13 protein-coding genes are annotated in these 15,904 nt (G+C 69.7%); 8 read left to right on the top strand and 5 right to left on the bottom strand.

Going from position 1 to position 15,904, the window contains the following annotated elements; all coding sequences use genetic code 11:
• Window positions 1-205 precede the first annotated feature (205 nt).
• Together HUA74_RS00530 and HUA74_RS00525 are read left to right on the top strand one after the other, a co-directional pair.
• Window positions 206-3,445, top strand: coding sequence for an MXAN_5808 family serine peptidase (locus HUA74_RS00530; protein WP_174453000.1), 3,240 nt, complete (start codon window positions 206-208; stop codon window positions 3,443-3,445).
• Window positions 3,446-3,615: 170 nt separating this feature from the next.
• On the top strand, window positions 3,616-4,536 hold the full coding sequence (locus HUA74_RS00525) for a hypothetical protein (protein WP_141644916.1): 921 nt from the start codon (window positions 3,616-3,618) through the stop codon (window positions 4,534-4,536).
• A 9-nt stretch (window positions 4,537-4,545) separates the two neighbouring features.
• Here HUA74_RS00525 and HUA74_RS00520 read toward each other — a convergent pair whose 3' ends face one another.
• Window positions 4,546-5,271, bottom strand: coding sequence for a glycerophosphodiester phosphodiesterase family protein (locus HUA74_RS00520; RefSeq protein ID WP_141644915.1), 726 nt, complete (start codon window positions 5,269-5,271; stop codon window positions 4,546-4,548).
• A gap of 29 nt (window positions 5,272-5,300) precedes the next feature.
• On the opposite strand from HUA74_RS00520, the gene HUA74_RS00515 reads away from it, so the two are divergent.
• Window positions 5,301-5,612 (top strand): twin-arginine translocase TatA/TatE family subunit, encoded by a 312-nt coding sequence (locus HUA74_RS00515; protein ID WP_246137380.1) that lies wholly within the window; start codon window positions 5,301-5,303, stop codon window positions 5,610-5,612.
• A 27-nt stretch (window positions 5,613-5,639) separates the two neighbouring features.
• On the opposite strand, the gene HUA74_RS00510 is transcribed toward HUA74_RS00515, so the two are convergent.
• Together HUA74_RS00510 and HUA74_RS00505 are read right to left on the bottom strand one after the other, a co-directional pair.
• Window positions 5,640-6,449, bottom strand: coding sequence for a hypothetical protein (locus HUA74_RS00510; protein ID WP_174452999.1), 810 nt, complete (start codon window positions 6,447-6,449; stop codon window positions 5,640-5,642).
• A gap of 5 nt (window positions 6,450-6,454) precedes the next feature.
• Entirely contained in the window at window positions 6,455-9,148 is a 2,694-nt protein-coding gene (locus tag HUA74_RS00505) for a zinc-ribbon domain-containing protein (protein ID WP_174452998.1), read from the bottom strand.
• A gap of 162 nt (window positions 9,149-9,310) precedes the next feature.
• Here HUA74_RS00505 and HUA74_RS00500 point away from each other — a divergent pair, with 162 nt between their 5' ends.
• A complete protein-coding gene (locus tag HUA74_RS00500) occupies window positions 9,311-9,976 on the top strand; it encodes a polyhydroxyalkanoate synthesis regulator DNA-binding domain-containing protein (RefSeq protein ID WP_174452997.1) in 666 nt (221 codons plus the stop codon).
• On the opposite strand, the gene HUA74_RS00495 is transcribed toward HUA74_RS00500, so the two are convergent.
• Together HUA74_RS00495 and HUA74_RS00490 are read right to left on the bottom strand one after the other, a co-directional pair.
• Window positions 9,973-10,776 carry a ParA family protein gene (locus HUA74_RS00495; RefSeq protein WP_141644911.1) on the bottom strand — a complete coding sequence of 268 codons (804 nt, stop codon included), beginning with the start codon at window positions 10,774-10,776 and terminating at the stop codon, window positions 9,973-9,975. The two genes, HUA74_RS00500 and HUA74_RS00495, sit on opposite strands and share 4 nt — an antisense overlap.
• Window positions 10,777-10,809: 33 nt before the next feature.
• Entirely contained in the window at window positions 10,810-11,121 is a 312-nt protein-coding gene (locus HUA74_RS00490) for a hypothetical protein (protein ID WP_141644921.1), read from the bottom strand.
• Between the two features lie 165 nt (window positions 11,122-11,286).
• On the opposite strand from HUA74_RS00490, the gene HUA74_RS00485 reads away from it, so the two are divergent.
• The 4 genes from HUA74_RS00485 (at window position 11,287) to HUA74_RS00470 (ending at window position 15,884) form a co-directional block, all read left to right on the top strand.
• Window positions 11,287-12,201, top strand: a complete 915-nt coding sequence (locus HUA74_RS00485) for an ArsA family ATPase (RefSeq protein WP_174452996.1) — start codon at window positions 11,287-11,289, stop codon at window positions 12,199-12,201.
• Complete coding sequence (locus HUA74_RS00480) at window positions 12,198-13,310, top strand: ArsA-related P-loop ATPase (protein WP_174452995.1); 1,113 nt, start codon at window positions 12,198-12,200, stop codon at window positions 13,308-13,310. The genes HUA74_RS00485 and HUA74_RS00480 overlap by 4 nt, the downstream gene beginning before the upstream one ends.
• Window positions 13,311-13,492: 182 nt before the next feature.
• Window positions 13,493-14,629: a tetratricopeptide repeat protein gene (locus tag HUA74_RS00475; protein ID WP_141644920.1), complete on the top strand. Its 1,137-nt coding sequence runs from the start codon at window positions 13,493-13,495 to the stop codon at window positions 14,627-14,629.
• A 61-nt stretch (window positions 14,630-14,690) separates the two neighbouring features.
• On the top strand, window positions 14,691-15,884 hold the full coding sequence (locus HUA74_RS00470; protein ID WP_174452994.1) for a M48 family metalloprotease: 1,194 nt from the start codon (window positions 14,691-14,693) through the stop codon (window positions 15,882-15,884).
• Window positions 15,885-15,904: the final 20 nt, after the last annotated feature.

Here is a 15,904-nt window from a genome sequence, read left to right as displayed (position 1 = left end):
ACCGACTGTCGGTCCCTCCAAGGCGGGAACGCAGTGCCCGCCAGGGACGTTCTGCCTCTTCAGCGGAGAGTCGATGCCTTGAAGCACCAGAAAGCCGTGATTAGGCTTGCCCGGCCGCTTCAATGCCCAGCTACCGTTTCAAACGTTCGGATTTTCTAGGCATTTCACGCCACACCCCGGGGCGCCCACAAGCGCTCCAGCTTGGATGAATCACATGCCGCGTTTTCTCCGCCGCATCGCCGCTGTTGCCGTGCTCCTCGGCGCCTGGGCCCTCGTGGGCAGTCACCGGGCGCCGATTCCGCTGATGATGGGAGCGGCCGAGGCCGGGCAGGGACAAGGCACCTGGGATGGCAGCCTGCCCTCCGCCAAGGGCGAGAAGGCTCCCCACGACCTCAACAGCCTTCGCGTGCTGACCAAGGTCATCCTCTACGTGAAGGAAAACTACGTCGACCCCAAGCGCATCAAGCCGAAGGAGATGATGATCTCCTCGCTCGAATACGTGGAGAAGAGCGTTCCGGACGTGCTGGTGGACGGCAATCCGGAGACGGGCAAGCTGGCCGTCAACGTCAACGGCAAGACGCGTGAGTTCGACATCGGGCATGTCGACTCGCTGTGGAAGATGTCCTTCGCCCTCAAGGACGTGTTCGACTTCCTGTCGAAGAACATGCGTCCCATCGAGGACACGCGCGACATCGAGTACGCGGCCGTCAACGGCATGCTGTCCACGTTGGACCCGCACTCGGTGCTGCTGCGCCCGGAGCTGTACCGGGAGATGAAGCTGTCCACCAAGGGTGAGTTCGGCGGCCTGGGCTTCGTCATCCAGATGCGCGAGGGCAACCTCACCGTCGTCAAGGTGCTGCCCAAGACGCCCGCGCACCGCGCCGGCATCCAGAAGGACGACCGCATCAAGAAGATTGGCGAGGAGTCCACCGTCAACATGGACCTCAACGAGGCCGTGTCCAAGCTGCGCGGCCCGGTGGACAGCCGCATCATCATCACCGTGGAGCGCGACGGCTGGGACAAGCCCCGCGTGATGACGCTGGCCCGCGCGATGATTTCCATCGAGAGCGTCCAACACAAGATGCTCTCCGGCAACGTGGGCTACATCCGCCTGAAGAACTTCCAGGGCAACACCACGCGGGATTTGGAGTCGGCACTGGGTGAGCTGCGCAAGCAGGCGGACGCCAAGGGCGGCTTCAAGGGCCTGGTGCTGGACATGCGTGGCAACCCGGGCGGCCTTCTGGAGCAGGCCATCCAGGTGTCCGACACATTCCTGTCCAACGGCACCATCGTCGCGACGGTGGGCCTGTCGGACAAGCTGCGCGAGGAGAAGCGCGCGCGGCCCACCGAGGGTGAGGACACCTATCCCATCGCGGTGCTCGTCAACGCGGGCAGTGCCTCCGCGTCGGAAATCGTGGCGGGCGCGCTGAAGAACCTCAACCGCGCGGTCATCATCGGCCGGCAGACGTTCGGCAAGGGCAGCGTCCAGGTGCTGTACGACTTCCCGGACGACAGCGCGCTGAAGCTGACCATCGCCAAGTACCTGACGCCCGGCGACGTCTCCATCCAGGAAGTGGGCATCGTCCCGGACATCCAGTTGGTGCCCACTCGCGTCACCGACGAGCGCGTGGACGTGTTCGCGTCGCGCCGCTCCATGGGTGAGGCGGACCTGGATCAGCACTTCGGCAACCCGGACTCGGCCACCGTCGCCAAGAAGCGCGAGGACGTGTTGGACCGCGAGAAGCCGCGCGAGAGCCTCAAGTACCTGAAGGTGGACCCCAAGCAGCAGGAGAAGCTGGCGGTCGCCGCGAAGGAGGAGCCCAAGAACCCCAAGGCCGTCGCCGCGAGCAAGGACGGGGACAAGAAGCCGCATGGGGAGAACGACCCGCTGCTCGACGTCGCGGGCCAGGGCGAGGACCTGGACGACCAGCTGGACGCGGAGTCGCAGGAGGAGATCAAGGAGGACTTCGAGGTGCAGTTCGCGCGGGACTACGTGCTGAAGGCCCCGGCGGCCACCCGTCAGCAGCAGCTGCAGCAGGGCAAGGCCTTCATCGAGCAGAAGCGCCGTGAAGAGGAGACCCGCATCAACGCCGCCATCGCCGCGCTGGGTGTGGACTGGAGCGCGGGTCCCACGCCGAAGAACGTGCAGCTGACGGGCACGCTGACGCCGACGCCGGACACCAAGATTCACGCGGGCGAGCTCTTGGAGATGGTGGTGACGGCGGAGAACAAGGGCACCGAGCCGCTCAAGCGCGTGCGCGCCTGGACGGAGAGCGACAACGCCTTCCTGGACCGCCGCGAGTTCCTCTTCGGCGCGCTCAACCCGGGCGAGAAGAAGTCCTGGAAGGTGAAGGTCCGGCTGCCCAAGGACCTGACCAGCCGCCGCGACGACGTGACGGTGCGCTTCTTCGACGACCAGGGCGCGCTGCCGGAGACGCGCGTGTCGGAGCTGAACTTCGCGGAGCTGCCGCGGCCGTCCTTCGCCTTCAACTGGCAGGTCGTCGATGACTGCGCCAGCTGCAACGGCGACGGCACGGTGCAGCGGGGCGAGTCGGTGGCGGTGCTGCTGGACGTGACGAACGTCGGCCCCGGCGTCGCGATGGATTCCTTCACGCAGATCAAGAATGGCGGGGACGCGAACATCTTCATCGAGAAGGGCCGCTTCAAGCTGGGCGAGCTGAAGGCCGGCGAGACGAAGACGGCGCGGTTCCAGGTGGAGGTGAAGAAGGGCTACAAGGGCGACACCTTCCCGCTGAAGCTGGCCATCATCGACGAGCCGCTGGAGGAGTTCGTCATGGAGAAGATGGAGCTGCCCGTGAAGGACGCTCCGGTGGCGACGCTCGAGGCGAAGAAGGGCTCGGTGCGCGTGGCGGAGAAGACGGAGTTCCTCGGCTCGCCCGTGGAAGGGGGCCGCACGGTGGCGAAGCTGAACGCGGCCGCGGTGCTGCCCGTGGAGGCCGCGAACAAGGGCTTCTTCCGCGTGGAGCTGGAAAAGAACCGCTTCGCCTTCGTGCGCGCCCAGGATGCCCGCGAGGTGAAGACGGGCAAGCCCGTGCAGCCGAAGCTGGCGTGGACGACGACGCGGCGCCCGCCGGACATCAAGCTGGACGCGGACCCGTCCGCGGGCGGCCTGGTCGCCAACGGGGAGAAGTTCACCCTGTCCGGCGTGGTGACGGACCCCAACGGCCTGTTGGACGTCTACGTGCTGGTCAACGACCAGAAGGTCTACTTCAAGGGCGTGGACCCGAAGGGTGGCGAGCCGAACACCCTGAAGTTCTCCACCGAGTTCACCCTGAAGGAAGGCAACAACAATGTGCTGGTGGTGGCGCGGGAGAGCACCGACTTCGCCAGCCGCCGCACCCTGGTCATCCGCCGCCGTCCGGCCGAAGTCGCCCAGAAAGTCACGGGCCAGAGCCCTGGCGGGGTGAAGCCGCAGCCGCAGTAGGCGTCTGACGACACTCGGCGCCGCCTTCCGGGCGGCCCTTCCGGTGGGTTCTCCTCACGAGACTCGTCGGAAGGGCCGCCCGTTTTGTTGACGCTCCTCGCGGGCTGGCGTTAGCGTCCGCCGCTGTGGGGCGCCCCCGGCCGGCGGGTTCCCGGGAGGCGGTGACTCGAATGCGGACGTTCAGTCGGTGGCTCGCCCTGGCGGCGTGTGTCTCGGGAGCGACCGCATACGCGGACGACAACGATTTGCGCATCGCCGACTTCGGAGATCCGAAGGCGATGCAGGGCGGAGCGCTCACCAACGCCGCCGCGAACGCGAACTTCCGCGCCTTCGCCCGCGTCATGGGCGCCGCAATCACCTCGGCGAACCTGATGCCGCCGGAGACGACGGGGCACTCGGCCTGGGCCGTCAACGCGGAGCTGTCCGTGGTGTCGCTGCCGGACAGCGTGCGCATCCCCACGGAGAACCCGGAGCAGCCCTCCACGGTGCTCATCCCCTCCTTCCACGTGCGCAAGGGCCTGCCCTTCTCGCTGGAGCTGGGAGGGCGCGTGGGCTGGGTGGAGAAGAGCAGCCAGGTGGTGGCCACCGGCGAGGTGAAGTGGGCTGTCAACGAGGGCTTCACGTGGCTGCCGGACGTGGGCCTGCGCGGGCACGTGACGAAGCTGTTCGGCGCCCGGGACTTGAGCCTGACGGTGATGGGCCTGGACATCGGCGTCGGCAAGCAGTTCCCCCTGGGCGGCATGGTGACGCTGACGCCCTACGGAGGCCTGGACCTGGGCTTCGTCGGGGCCACCACGAGCCGCCTCGACTTCGACCCCTCGCGCAGCTACGAGGACTCCACCGTGGGCGACTCGCGCGGTGCGCTGACGGGCACGGACAACTACGCCAAGGTGTCCTTCGGCGACAACGTGAACCAGCGCATCTACGGCGGCGTGCGCTTCATCGGCGGCGTGCTGCAGCTGGGCGCGGAGCTGTCGCTCACGCGCACGGGCAGCGTCGAGACGCCTCGCGCGGACAATCCGAACGCGCTGGAGGACCGGGGTCTCCCGGCGGTGTTCGCCTTCAGCACCACGCTCGGCCTGGACTTCTAGGCACGGCGGTCAGGCCGCGGCGCGCAGGGCCTCCCGCAGCGCGCCGGGCCGGTTGGTGATGAGGTAGCTGACCCCCATCTGCTCCAGCGCGCGGGCCCTCGCGGCGTCGTCCACCGTCCAGGTGGCCACCCGCAGCCCCGCGGCGCGCCAGGTGGCGACCCGCTCCGGAGTGCAGTCCTCGTAGTAGGGGTGCACCGAGTGGGACGAGACGAGCGGGCTCACCGCGTACGCGTGCACGCCCCAGCGCCGGTCCGGGTCGATGAGGTAGCCCCGCCGCAGCTCGGGCGCGACGGCGAGGAGGCGGAAGAGGCACAGCGGGTTGAAGCTGGAGACGACCACGCGCTCAGCCAGTCCCCGGCGGCGCACCAGGTCCGCCACCTTCTGGGAGAGCCCGTCGTCGTCGAACCGGTCGCACTTCAGCTCGATGTTGACGATGAGCTGCGGCGGTAGCGCGTCCAGCACATCCTCCAGCAGGGGGATGCGCGCCGGAGCGAAGCCCAGTGACGTCCCCACGTCGGCGCGTTGCAGCTTCCACCAGGGCGTGTGGCGCACCTCCCAGGGAAGCCGCGCCAGCCGCTCCAGCCGCTCATCGTGGCAGACCACCACCTCGCCCGAGCCGCACACCATGGCGTCCAGCTCCACGCCGTCGGCACCCTGCCGGGCGGCCTCGGCGAAGGCTTCCAGGGTGTTCTCGGGGGCGTCAGCCGAGGCGCCTCGGTGGGCAAGCAGGAGCATGGGCCGCAGTGTGCGATGGAAGCCGGTCCGTGCGCAGCAGAAGAGCGGACGGGCGTCCACGGGTGGACGCGCGGCTTGCCTCCCCTGCTCCTTTGCTGCACTGTGCCCTCATCATGTTGGGCCTCGGCCTCGGAGAAATCATCGTCCTCGGCTTCATCCTGCTGGTGGTCTTCTCGGCCGCCCGGATGGGTCAGCTTGGCAACGCGGTGGGCAAGTTCGTCTACTCGTTCCGCAAGGCGTCCAAGGGCGAGGACCTGGTCGACGCGAAGTCGCTGCCGTCCTCGCGCCGGGGCTCCACCGACGCCGAGTACAGCGAGCACGACTCACCGCGCCGCCGCTAGTCCGCTCGTCCCCTCTTCCACTCCCGTTCAGTCGTGGGAGTGACGGGCTCCGCGTGGGGGCTCGGGCGACTCCTCGCTCGTGGGTCGCTGCGCCGCGGGCCCTTCCGTCAGCAGTCGCGCGGCCTGCTCCCTCAGGGACAGGTGCAGCGCGGTGCTCGACGTGATCTCGCGCAAGTCACTGGTGTTGAGCAGGGGGACGATTTTCGCGCCGATTTCAGGGGGCAGGTACGGGTTGAAGACGAGCGCGCGGCGCACCGCATGGCGCACGGACCAGCGGGCGGACCTCCAGATTTCCAGCAAGGGCTCGGGACGGGCCGGACGGCGGGCGGCGATGCGCACCACCAGGTCCTCGGTGAGTCGCGGATTGATGAGGACGTTGCGCAGCACGGACGGGTTGCTGACGGTGGCCAGGCGCGACAGCGTGTCCGGGTCCCTGGTGAGCCGGGCCTGCTGCTTGAGGTGACCCAGCGACTGGGAGAAGGCGTTGGCGTCCGCCCGCGCGGCGGCATCCGGGTTCATCTCGCGCTTCGCCGGGCCCTGGGCGAACAGGTCCGCCACCGAGTCGAGCGCCTGCACGTGGGCGAGCCTGCGCAGCTCGGTGACGTGGGGAATGTGTTCCGCCTCCTGCTCCAGCGCGGCCAGGAAGTCGGACAGCACGCAGGTGGCGGGCTCCCAGCCGTGACGCGAGAGGGAGATGAGGTGACCCACCAGCTCATTCGCGTCGAACGGGTCACCGCGCGACAACTCCCTCGCGGCGGCCTTGCGGCGCACTTCGGCCCCGCCACCCAGCGCGTGGAGGAACCTGGCGACGTTGCGTGCGTCGTCCACTGAGGGCATGGCGCTTACTCCGTGGGCGCGGCCTGGGCGGGTGCCTGAGGCGGCGCGGCCTCCGTCGGTGCGGGAGCGGCCTCGGCGGGTGGCGGGACGGCCTCCACGGTGACTTCGAGCCGGAAGCTCCCGAGGGCCGCCGGATACTCGTGGAACACGAGGAGGAAGGGCACGCGGGCCCCAGGCGCCACGGACACGGCGCCCGCGTCCAGGCGCTTGCGCAGCGATTGAGCCGCCTCCGCGTTGCCCACGGCGTGGAGTTCCTCGGGAGTCGCCACCAGCCCCGCGAGCCCCTCGACGGAGCGCACGCGCTGGTCGCCATCGAAGAGGGCGCCTCGCACGCGGATGTGGGTCGCCGACGCGGTCCGGTTCTCCGCGTCACCCCGGATGAAGAAGAGCGGGCGCCCCGCCTGCGTCTCGAACAGGCCGTTGGAGACGTCGAGCGCCACCAGCGGCTTGGGGGCGGGGACGACGAGGGCGCGCAGGTTCTCGGGCGACAGCACCGACAGGTCCAGTCGACCTTCGCTCAGATAGACGCTGCCCACCGCGCCCAGTCCCACCACGAGCGCCGCGGCCACCATGAGGTTGACGAGCAGCGCCGTCACCTTGCGCGCGCGACTCGGCGGCCGGGCCTGGGGAATGCCGACGTCTTCCGGCCGGGCCGTGGGCTTGGCCACGGAGACCACGGGCGCGGCGGACATCTGCGGGTCCAGTTCGAGCACCTCGCGCTGCCCCACTCCCGCCCCGCCAATGCGGCCGAGCGTGACTCCTCCGAAGTCCAGGCCCTCTTCCGGGGGAGGAACGTCGTCAAGGAGCGAACCCGTCGAGTGCGCCTGGGAGTCATCGAGCCCGAGCGCGCCCTGGGACGAAGTGCCGAACAGCGCGGCGCGCCCGGTGTCGGAGGGCTGCAGGCCCGCGTGCTCACCGAAGTCGCCGTCCGAGGAGAGGTCGAACAGGTCCTGGGCACCCGCGGGCGGCGCCGAGGGTGACTCGAAGCCCGCCCCGGCGGCCGGGTGCGGAGGACGGCCGGGCATCGTCGCGTCGCCCAGGTCGAGCGCACCAAACGGGTCCGCGCCCCCCGGAGCCGACTGGAGCGGAGGGCGGCCGGGCATCGTCGCGTCGCCCAGGTCGAGCGCACCAAACGGGTCCGCGCCCCCCGGAGCCGACTGGAGCGGAGGACGGCCGGGCACCGTCGCGTCTTCAGGCCCGGAGAACAGCGCCGCACGGGCCGACGGAGCAGCCCCCTGATGCGGAGGCCGTCCCGCCTGCGTCGCGTCGTCGGGCCCGGTGAAGGAGGCTCCCGGCTGGGCAGCGCGCGCTGGAGGCGCGGTGAGGGGAGCTCCCGCCGAGACCGCACGCGGCGCGGACGCGCCAACAGATGCTCCCGTCGGGGCGGCAGGTGGTGCGGACCCGGCAACAGGTGCTCCCGCCGGTGCCGAGCGTGGCGCCGCGACAGGTGCTCCCACCGAGGCCGCACGTGGCGCCGCGACAGCAGCTCCCGCCGGAGCAGCATGTGGCGCGGAGCCACCCGCCGAGGGCGCACGTGCTCCCGACGGAGCCCCCGCGCCACCGCGCGCGGCCGGGGCACTCGGCGGCGCCCCGCGTGAAGCAGGTGCCACCGGCGAGAACGACGGCTGTCCCGCCATCGTCGAGTCGTCGATGTCGATGGACGCGAACGGGTCGTCCTCCACGCTGGGAGGAGCGGACGCGACGGGCGCGGCCTGGGCGGGCGGACTGCCCACCATCGTCGAGTCGTCGATGTCGATGGACGCGAACGGGTCGTCCTCCACGGCGGGCGGCGCGGGAGGAGCCGCTCGCGAGCCGGGAGCCGACGGGCGTCGGTCGGCGATGCTGGGCCCCGTCACGGGCGCGGGCAGCGCGTCGAATGGATCCGCGCCCCCAGGCATCGGGGCGGAGAGGAAGTCAGCGAATGGGTCGTCCGCGTCGGGCGCCGGGGGCGAAGCACTGCCCGCGAGAGCCCCCGAGCCGGGCGGCGGCGGGGGAACGGCTCCCCCACCCTGGCGCAATGCGGCGGGCGGAGGGGGCGGCGGCATGGCGCGAGCCGCCATCCCACCCGGTGGCGCGCTCCGAGGGGAGGCAACTCCCGGCCCGGCCCGCAGGGAACTGGGGGCAAAGCCCGGCAAGGGCACGGCGCCAGCCGGCATCGGCGCGCCATCCTCGACAGGAGGGGGCACCGCGCCGCCGTACAGCCCCGTCGAAGTGTCGACAGGTGGACGAATGGCTTCGGGCGGTGCGGGCAGGGGCACGGCGCCCCCGTTGCGCGCCGCGGCGACACCCGGCGCGCCCGAAGCCTGGAGCGGAGGCCGCGGCATCGGACCGATGCGCGTGGGCTCGCGGAAGACTCCGTCCTCCGTATCGAGTTCCCCGTCCATGCTGTTCCAGGAGGGGTTCTCGGACGAGGACGGCGAGCCCGACAGAGCGCGCGTGGCCGCGACGCCCTGGGCGAAGAAGCCGGGGCGCGTGACTTCCACGCCCTTGGGGTCGGGAGCGACACCGAACTCGGCGAAGGGGTCGGCCTGCCCGGCCGAGGAGGGAGGCGAGGACGCACCGGCATCCTCCCCGCCAGGTTCGCGGGTGACGCGGAACGTGTTCTGACATTTGGTGCAGCGGACCTTGACCCCCTTATCGGTCACCTTCTCGTCGGGGATCTTGAACCGCGTCTGGCACCGCGCGCACTTGACGATCATTCAGGCCTGGGGCGGGGACGAGTATAGGGCCACCGGGCGAGTACGGCGAGTCGGGTTCTCGCTGCTTGCTCGCCTCCAACCCCTCTGGTACGAGGTTCGCCCCTGCGAGACTCAGACATGGAAGCTGGCTTTGAGTCGAGCCCAAAAGGGGCGGAGAGACCGATGAGCGAGGCCGAGCAAGCAGGCGCTCCGAGCAAGGAGCCGAAGATCATCAAGCGGTACACGAACCGAAAACTCTACGACACCGTGGAGAGCAGGTACGTGACGCTGGATGAGATCGCCGCGATGATCAAGGAGGGCACCGAGGTGCGGATTGTCGATAACCGCACGAAAGAAGACCTGACCTCGGTCACCCTCGCGCAGATCATCTTCGAGGAGGAGAAGAAGAAGAACCAGATGCCGCTGTCGGTGCTCCGGGAAATCATCCGTCACCCTGGCGAGTCCATCTCTGGTTTCATCCAGAAGGAGGTCACTCCCCGCGTCGCCTCCATCCGAGAGGAAGCGGAATCCCGTCTCGACAAGCTCCTGCGTCGCGAGGAAGCCGCCAAGGCGGGCATCCCCGAGGCCGCCGCCGCCACCGAGGAGCCCCTGCAGGCCGCTGACTCGGCTGCCGCCGGTGGCCTGTCCCCCGCCGACCTGCTCAAGGCCAGCCAGCGCGCCTTCGAGGACTGGCAGCGGAAGATCGACGAGCGCGTCAAGCACGTCGTCGAGAACCTGACCGGCAACCTCCCCGCCCTGGGCCGCGACATGCAGTCGCTCACCCAGCGTCTGGAGGAGCTGGAGAAGAAGCTCGAGCAGTTCGAGCAGCAGAAGAAGCAGGAACCCTAGTCGGCTCGCGCCGCCCGCTTCCGTTTCCGGGGAGCGGGCCCACCGTGGATTTCCGCGGCGATGGCCGACAGCATCCGCGCCCCTCGGCTCCGGGGCGCGTACTCGAAGATGGTCTTCCCGTGGCTCTGCGCCTCGTCCACCTTGACGTCGTAGCCCAGGGGCGTGGTGGCCAGTGAGTCCGGGAAGTACGCCCGGAGCCGCTCCAGAATCGCCGTGGCCAGGGCCGTCTTCCGGTACAGCGTGGGCACCACCTTGGTGACGCTCAGCTCCGGACGTCCCTCGGCTTCGCCCACCTGCCGCACCGTGTCCGCCACCTCCGCGCAGCCGTCCAGCGCCAGGTACGTCAGCGCCACGGGCACCACCACCTCCGTGGCGGCGACGAGGATGTTGCGCGTCGTGAGCCCCATGGACGGCGGCGAGTCGAAGACGACGGCGTCGTAGCCCGCCTCCCGAGCCGCCTCCAGCCGGTCCGCCAGCCGGTGGGCCCGGCGAGCGTCCGCCGCCACCACCACGGGGAAGTCCGCCATCTCCTTGTACGCGGGCAGCACATCCAGCCCGGGCACAGCCGAGGGGCGCACCACGTCCTCGAGGCGGACCGTGTCGTCGGTCAACAGGTGGAAGACGTTGCGAGAAAGCGTGCGCACGTCCAGGCCGAGCGCCTTGCCGGCGTGCCCCTGGGTATCCAGGTCCACCAGCAGCACCCGCAAGTCCCGCTCCTTCGCGAGCCACGCGGCGGTGTTCACCGCCAGCGTCGTCTTGCAGGTGCCGCCCTTCTCGTTGATGAAGGCGATGCGCCGCATGGGCCTTGGACTCCCCGGTACGGGTCCGGGTGCTTACTTCTTCGACGACGGCGCCTTCTGCGCCACCAGGGTGTCCACCTTGCTCTCCACCGACGCGAGCAGCCGCTCCAGGTCATCCACCTTCGCGCGCAGCTGCTCCAGGTCCGCGGTGGACGGCAGGTTCATCGCCGACAGGGCCGAGCGCAGGGCGCTGTCCAACGTGCCCTTCGCCGCCAGCGAGCGCGACACCAGCGTCTGCACCGTCGCCACGAACTTCTCGTTCGACAGGAGCTGCTGCGCCAGCTTGCCGACGCGCTCCTCGCCCGTCTCGACGAGCTTCTTCATCATCGGGTTGTTCTTGAGCATGGGAATCAGGAGCTTCACCCGCGCGGGAGACACCCGCCAACAGGACGTCGGGAAAAAGACGCCGCACTCTGCGAGGGGGCAACGCGACGTGTCAAGCAGGGCAACACCCCTTGGCCAAACGCGTTGACTCCTGGAGACACGATTCCTACGGTTCGCCGCTCTCTTATGGCAGGGCTCCTGGACAAGCGGTTGTGGGTCGTCTCCGGCAAGGGCGGCGTGGGCAAGAGCACGGTTGCCGCGGCGCTCGCCCTTCGCTCGGCGCGCGCGGGGCGAAGGACGTTGGTGTGCGAGGTGAACACCCAGGAGCGCATCAGTCGCTTCCTGGAGCACCCCGCCGCCGGCCCCGAAGTCACCTTGTTGGAAGAGAACCTCTGGGCGGTGGACGTGCGTCCGCAGGAGGCCATGCGCGAGTACGGCCTCATGGTGCTGCGCTTCGAGGCCCTCTACAAAACGGTCTTCGAGAACCGGCTGGTGCGCTACTTCCTGCGCTTCATCCCGTCCCTGCAGGAGCTCGTCCTGCTGGGGAAGATCATGTACCACCTGCAGGAGAAGCTCCCCGACGGCAGGCCGCGCTTCGACACCATCGTCCTGGACGCGCCGGCCACCGGTCACGCCATCTCCTTCCTCAGCGTGCCGCACGTGCTCGTGCAGACGGTGCCCCAGGGGCCCATGTCCCGCGAGGCGCAGAAGATGCGAGACCTGCTGGTGGACCCGTCGGTGACGGCGGCGGTGCTGGTGGCGCTCCCGGAGGAGATGCCGGTGAACGAGGCGCTGGAGCTGCACGCGGCGCTCAAGGACAAGGTGCACATCCGCACGCACGCGGCGGTGCTCAACCAGTCCATCCCGGAGCGCTTCACGGAGGCGGACCTGGAAGCGCTGGTGGGCCACCCCGAGCTGCACCGGGTGGCGCAAGCGAACCATGACCGCGCGTCGCTGACGGTGCTCGCGGGCACCAAACTGGAGCGCAACCTTCACGCGCCGGTGTTCACCGTCCCCCGGCTGTACCTCCCCACCTTCGGTCGGGATGCGATTGAACAGGTCATGGGCCACCTCGAAGCACTGGTGATGGGGGAGAAGTGAGCACGACGGCCCTCGGTCCCGCGCTCTCCAAGAAGCGCGTCCTCATCTGCGTCGGCTCCGGCGGTGTCGGCAAGACGACAGTCGCGGCCACCCTGGCCCTGCGCGCGGCGGTGGACGGCCGCGGCAGCCTGGTGTGCACCATCGACCCGGCGAAGCGCCTGGCCAACTCGCTGGGCCTGTCCGCCCTGGGCAACGCGGAGACGCAGGTGCCGTCCTCCGCGCTGGAGCCGCTGGGCGTGACGGCCCGCGCGTCCCTCCACGCGATGATGCTGGACATGAAGCAGACGTGGGATGACCTCATCACCCGCGTCGCGCCTCCCGACCAGCGCGAGCGCATCCTCGCCAACCGCTTCTACCAGTCGCTCTCCACGGCCCTGGCGGGCAGCCAGGAATACATCGCCATGGAGAAGGTGTGGGAGCTGCGCCGCAAGGGCGAGTACGAGCTCGTCGTGCTCGACACACCGCCCACGGCCCACGCCCTGGACTTCCTCGACGCGCCCAACCGCGTCCTCGACTTCCTGGACAACGAGGCGGCGAAGTGGCTGCTGGCCCCCGCGCTGAAGGCAGGCAAGTTCGGCCTGTCGCTGTTCAACCGCAGCGGCTACGTGCTGCGCGCGCTGTCCAAGTTCACCGGCACGGAGATGCTCCAGGAGCTGTCCAGCTTCATGCTGTCGCTGTCCGGCATGAACGAGGGCTTCCGCGAGCGCGCGCGCGGCGTGCGAGCCCTTCTAGAGGACGCCACCACGGGCTTCGTGCTGGTGACGAGCCCGCATCCGGAGCGCATGGATGAGGCCATCCACTTCAACACCCTGTTGAAGCAGCACCGCATGGAGGTGGTGGCGCTGGTGGTGAATCGCGTCCACCCGCTGCCCACCGAGGCCATGTGGGCGGACGCCGCCACGCTGACGCCCACCCGACGCGCCAAGGTGGAGGAGACGCTGCGCGAGCTCCAGGTCCTGGCCGAGCAGGATGGACGCGGCATCGCCCAGCTCCAGGCCGCCTGCCCGGGCATCCCCCTGATTCAGGTGCCTCGCTTCGGACTGGACGTACACGACATCACCAGCCTGTGGCAGACGGGCCGCTTCCTGCTCGGCGACGACACCTTCTGAGGTCTGGACCGAGCACCCGGCCAGGCCCGCCCGGGAGGCGGCCAGCCGGGGCGGCACGAAACAGGGGGACGCATTAAACTGGGCGCGCCCACCTGAGCGGTGGGAACTCCGAGGGACGGTGCGTTGTCCTGAGGCGGCAAGGCCAGGAGGCGCATTCCGTGACGGGAAGCGAGCGGACGTACATGTCGGTCAGCCGTTGGTGGTGGGTAGTGGCCCTGGGGCTGGGCGTCACCGGATGTCGGACGACGGGCAGCGCCGCGCGTCCGGAGGCCTCCGAGTCAGGCCCGAAGCAGGAGCTCCAGTTCGACGCGGTGACGGTGACGGCGGACCTGGAGCTGGACAAGCTCAACGACGAGGAGCTCTTCGCCGGGGGGACGTCGGCCTTCGCGGCCAACGACTTCAAGCAGGCGGCGCGCTACTTCGGCCGGTTGGCGGACTTCCACCCCAACAGCCAGCACCGTCGCTCGTCTCTCTACAACGCGGGCCTCGCCCACCAGCGCCTCAAGGAGTGGGAGGAGGCGTGGCACCGCTTCTCCGAGCTGGCGGACCCGGCCAAAGGCCAGGGTGACGCACTGGACGCGTCCTTCCGCGTGGCGGAGACGCAGTACCACCTGGAGCGCTACGACGAGGCCATCGCGGTGTTGACCACCATCGCCGCGCGCGAGGACCTCCCGGCCAACCGCCGAATCGAGGCACGGGTGCAGCAGGGCGTCTGCGAGCTGGAGGCGGGCCGCACCGACGCCGCGGAGGCCACGCTGCGCAAGGCCATCTCGTCCTACGAGGCCTTGGCCGACAAGGACGAGGTGGACGACTACTTCCCCGCGCAGGCGCACTTCTTCATGGGGGAGCTGTACCGGCTGCACTACGAGAACGTGAAGCTGGACCCGGCCAAGGGCGCCGACAAGCTCGCCGAGGACCTCAACTACAAGGCGGAACTCCTCCTGTCCGCGCAAGGGCACTACCTGCGCTCCATCCGCGTGGGCAACGGCTACTGGGCCACCGCCGCGGGCTCGCAGATTGGCGCGCTGTACGAGGACCTCTACGCGCAGATGGTGAGCTCACCGGCGCCCTCGGAGCTCAACGCCGAGGAGTCCGTCGTCTACCGGCAGGAGCTGCGGAAGAAGATTCGCGTGCTGCTCACCAAGTCCATCAACATCTACGAGCGCACCCTGGAGACGGCCGAACGCATCGGCTCGCAGAGCGCCTTCGTGGACCGCACGAGGGAGAGCCTCGCCAAGGTGAAGGCCCTGCTCCTGGCGGACGCGGAAGGGGAGCCTGTCCCCGCCCCACCCGCCTCCGAGCTGGAGCCCCATACGTAGACCGGTGGACCACCCCTGACTGGGCAGCCAGGGGCCGCGCGGCGTAGCCTGGGGACTTCGCATGGAGCCCCTCTTCACGCCCGAGCAACTGGCGGAGATTCACGCCTACCACCTGCCCTACTACGTCCGGGCCGCGGTGGACCCCTTCGCGCGGCTGGCCCTGCTGGCGCTGCTCCTGGGCGTGCTCGTCCGCCCCTTCTTCCGCATGGCCACGGCGGCCGCGGCCGGCATGGAGCGCAGGCTCGGCTTCTTGCGCACCGCCCCCGTCAGCCGCGCCTTCTTTCGCGCCATGGACCGGCTGTGGGGTGAGTCGGGCTGGGGCGCGGCCGTCCTCTTCGCCTTGATGACGGACCTGTTCGTGAAGCTCGTCTACGCGCCGGTGGACATCTGGTTCGCGTACTCGCTGGAGCACCAGCACGGCATGTCCAACTACACCCCGGCCGCCTTCGCCCGGGACATGCTCAAGGGCCACCTGCTGGGGGCGCTCGCCATCGCGGCGCTCGTCATCGGCCTGTACGGCCTGGCCCGTCGCACGCGCCACTGGTGGTGGATTCTGGGCGTGCCCGTCGCCCTGCTCCTGCTCGTCTCCTCCGCGCTGGACCCGTACCGGGGGCGCCTCTACTTCGACCAGCACCCCCTTCCCGCGGGCCCCTTGCGCACGCGGATGACGGAGCTGATGACCCAGGCGGACATCGCCTTCTCCGACGTGCTGGTGGAGAAGACCTCCATCGCCTCGCGACGGCTCCAGGCGTACTTCGCGGGCCAGGGCCCCACGCGCACCATCGTCCTCAACGACATCATCCTGCAGGAGCTCACCGAGGACGAGGTGCTCGCCGCCGTGGCCCACGAGGCGGGCCATGTGCATGAGCCGAAGTGGCCCGGCCGCATCGCCTCCTCGCTGGCCCTGGTGGCGCTCCTCTTCGCCATCGACCGACTCCTGCGCGCCGCCTCCACGCGGGGCTGGTTCGGCACCATGCGCTTCGCGGACATCCGCACCCTCCCCCTGCTCTCCCTGCTCCTGTCCGGCGTCCTCCTCGTCGGCGGCCCCATCGCCGGGGCCTTCTCTCGCGAGCGGGAGCGCGAGGCGGACCGCTACGCGCTGCGCCTCACCCACGATGTCGACGCGTTCCGCCGCATGCTGGTGAAGGCCGCCCGCGTGAACAAGATGGACCCCGCGCCCCCCCGCTGGGTCGTCCTCAAGGGACAGAGCCATCCCCCCATTGGCGAGCGGCTCGCCGACCTGCCTCAACCCTGACGCGACACGAAAAAGCGGCC

Origin of the sequence: Myxococcus sp. CA051A, from assembly GCF_013336705.1 — a bacterium.
Taxonomy (GTDB): Bacteria; Myxococcota; Myxococcia; order Myxococcales; family Myxococcaceae; genus Myxococcus; species Myxococcus llanfairpwllgwyngyllgogerychwyrndrobwllllantysiliogogogochensis.
Note: the sequence above shows the minus strand (reverse complement) of the source record. Positions and strands in the feature narration are given on the sequence as shown.

Bases quoted from the DNA above. Each gene is read 5' to 3' on its own strand.
- HUA74_RS00530 (WP_174453000.1), top strand. From the start codon at position 206: ATGAATCACATGCCGCGTTTTCTCCGCCGCATCGCCGCTGTTGCCGTG.
- HUA74_RS00525 (WP_141644916.1), top strand. From the start codon at position 3,616: ATGCGGACGTTCAGTCGGTGGCTCGCCCTGGCGGCGTGTGTCTCGGGA.
- HUA74_RS00520 (WP_141644915.1), bottom strand. From the start codon at position 5,271: ATGCTCCTGCTTGCCCACCGAGGCGCCTCGGCTGACGCCCCCGAGAAC.
- HUA74_RS00510 (WP_174452999.1), bottom strand. From the start codon at position 6,449: ATGCCCTCAGTGGACGACGCACGCAACGTCGCCAGGTTCCTCCACGCG.
- HUA74_RS00505 (WP_174452998.1), bottom strand. From the start codon at position 9,148: ATGATCGTCAAGTGCGCGCGGTGCCAGACGCGGTTCAAGATCCCCGAC.
- HUA74_RS00500 (WP_174452997.1), top strand. From the start codon at position 9,311: ATGAGCGAGGCCGAGCAAGCAGGCGCTCCGAGCAAGGAGCCGAAGATC.
- HUA74_RS00495 (WP_141644911.1), bottom strand. From the start codon at position 10,776: ATGCGGCGCATCGCCTTCATCAACGAGAAGGGCGGCACCTGCAAGACG.
- HUA74_RS00490 (WP_141644921.1), bottom strand. From the start codon at position 11,121: ATGCTCAAGAACAACCCGATGATGAAGAAGCTCGTCGAGACGGGCGAG.
- HUA74_RS00485 (WP_174452996.1), top strand. From the start codon at position 11,287: ATGGCAGGGCTCCTGGACAAGCGGTTGTGGGTCGTCTCCGGCAAGGGC.
- HUA74_RS00475 (WP_141644920.1), top strand. From the start codon at position 13,493: ATGTCGGTCAGCCGTTGGTGGTGGGTAGTGGCCCTGGGGCTGGGCGTC.
- HUA74_RS00470 (WP_174452994.1), top strand. From the start codon at position 14,691: ATGGAGCCCCTCTTCACGCCCGAGCAACTGGCGGAGATTCACGCCTAC.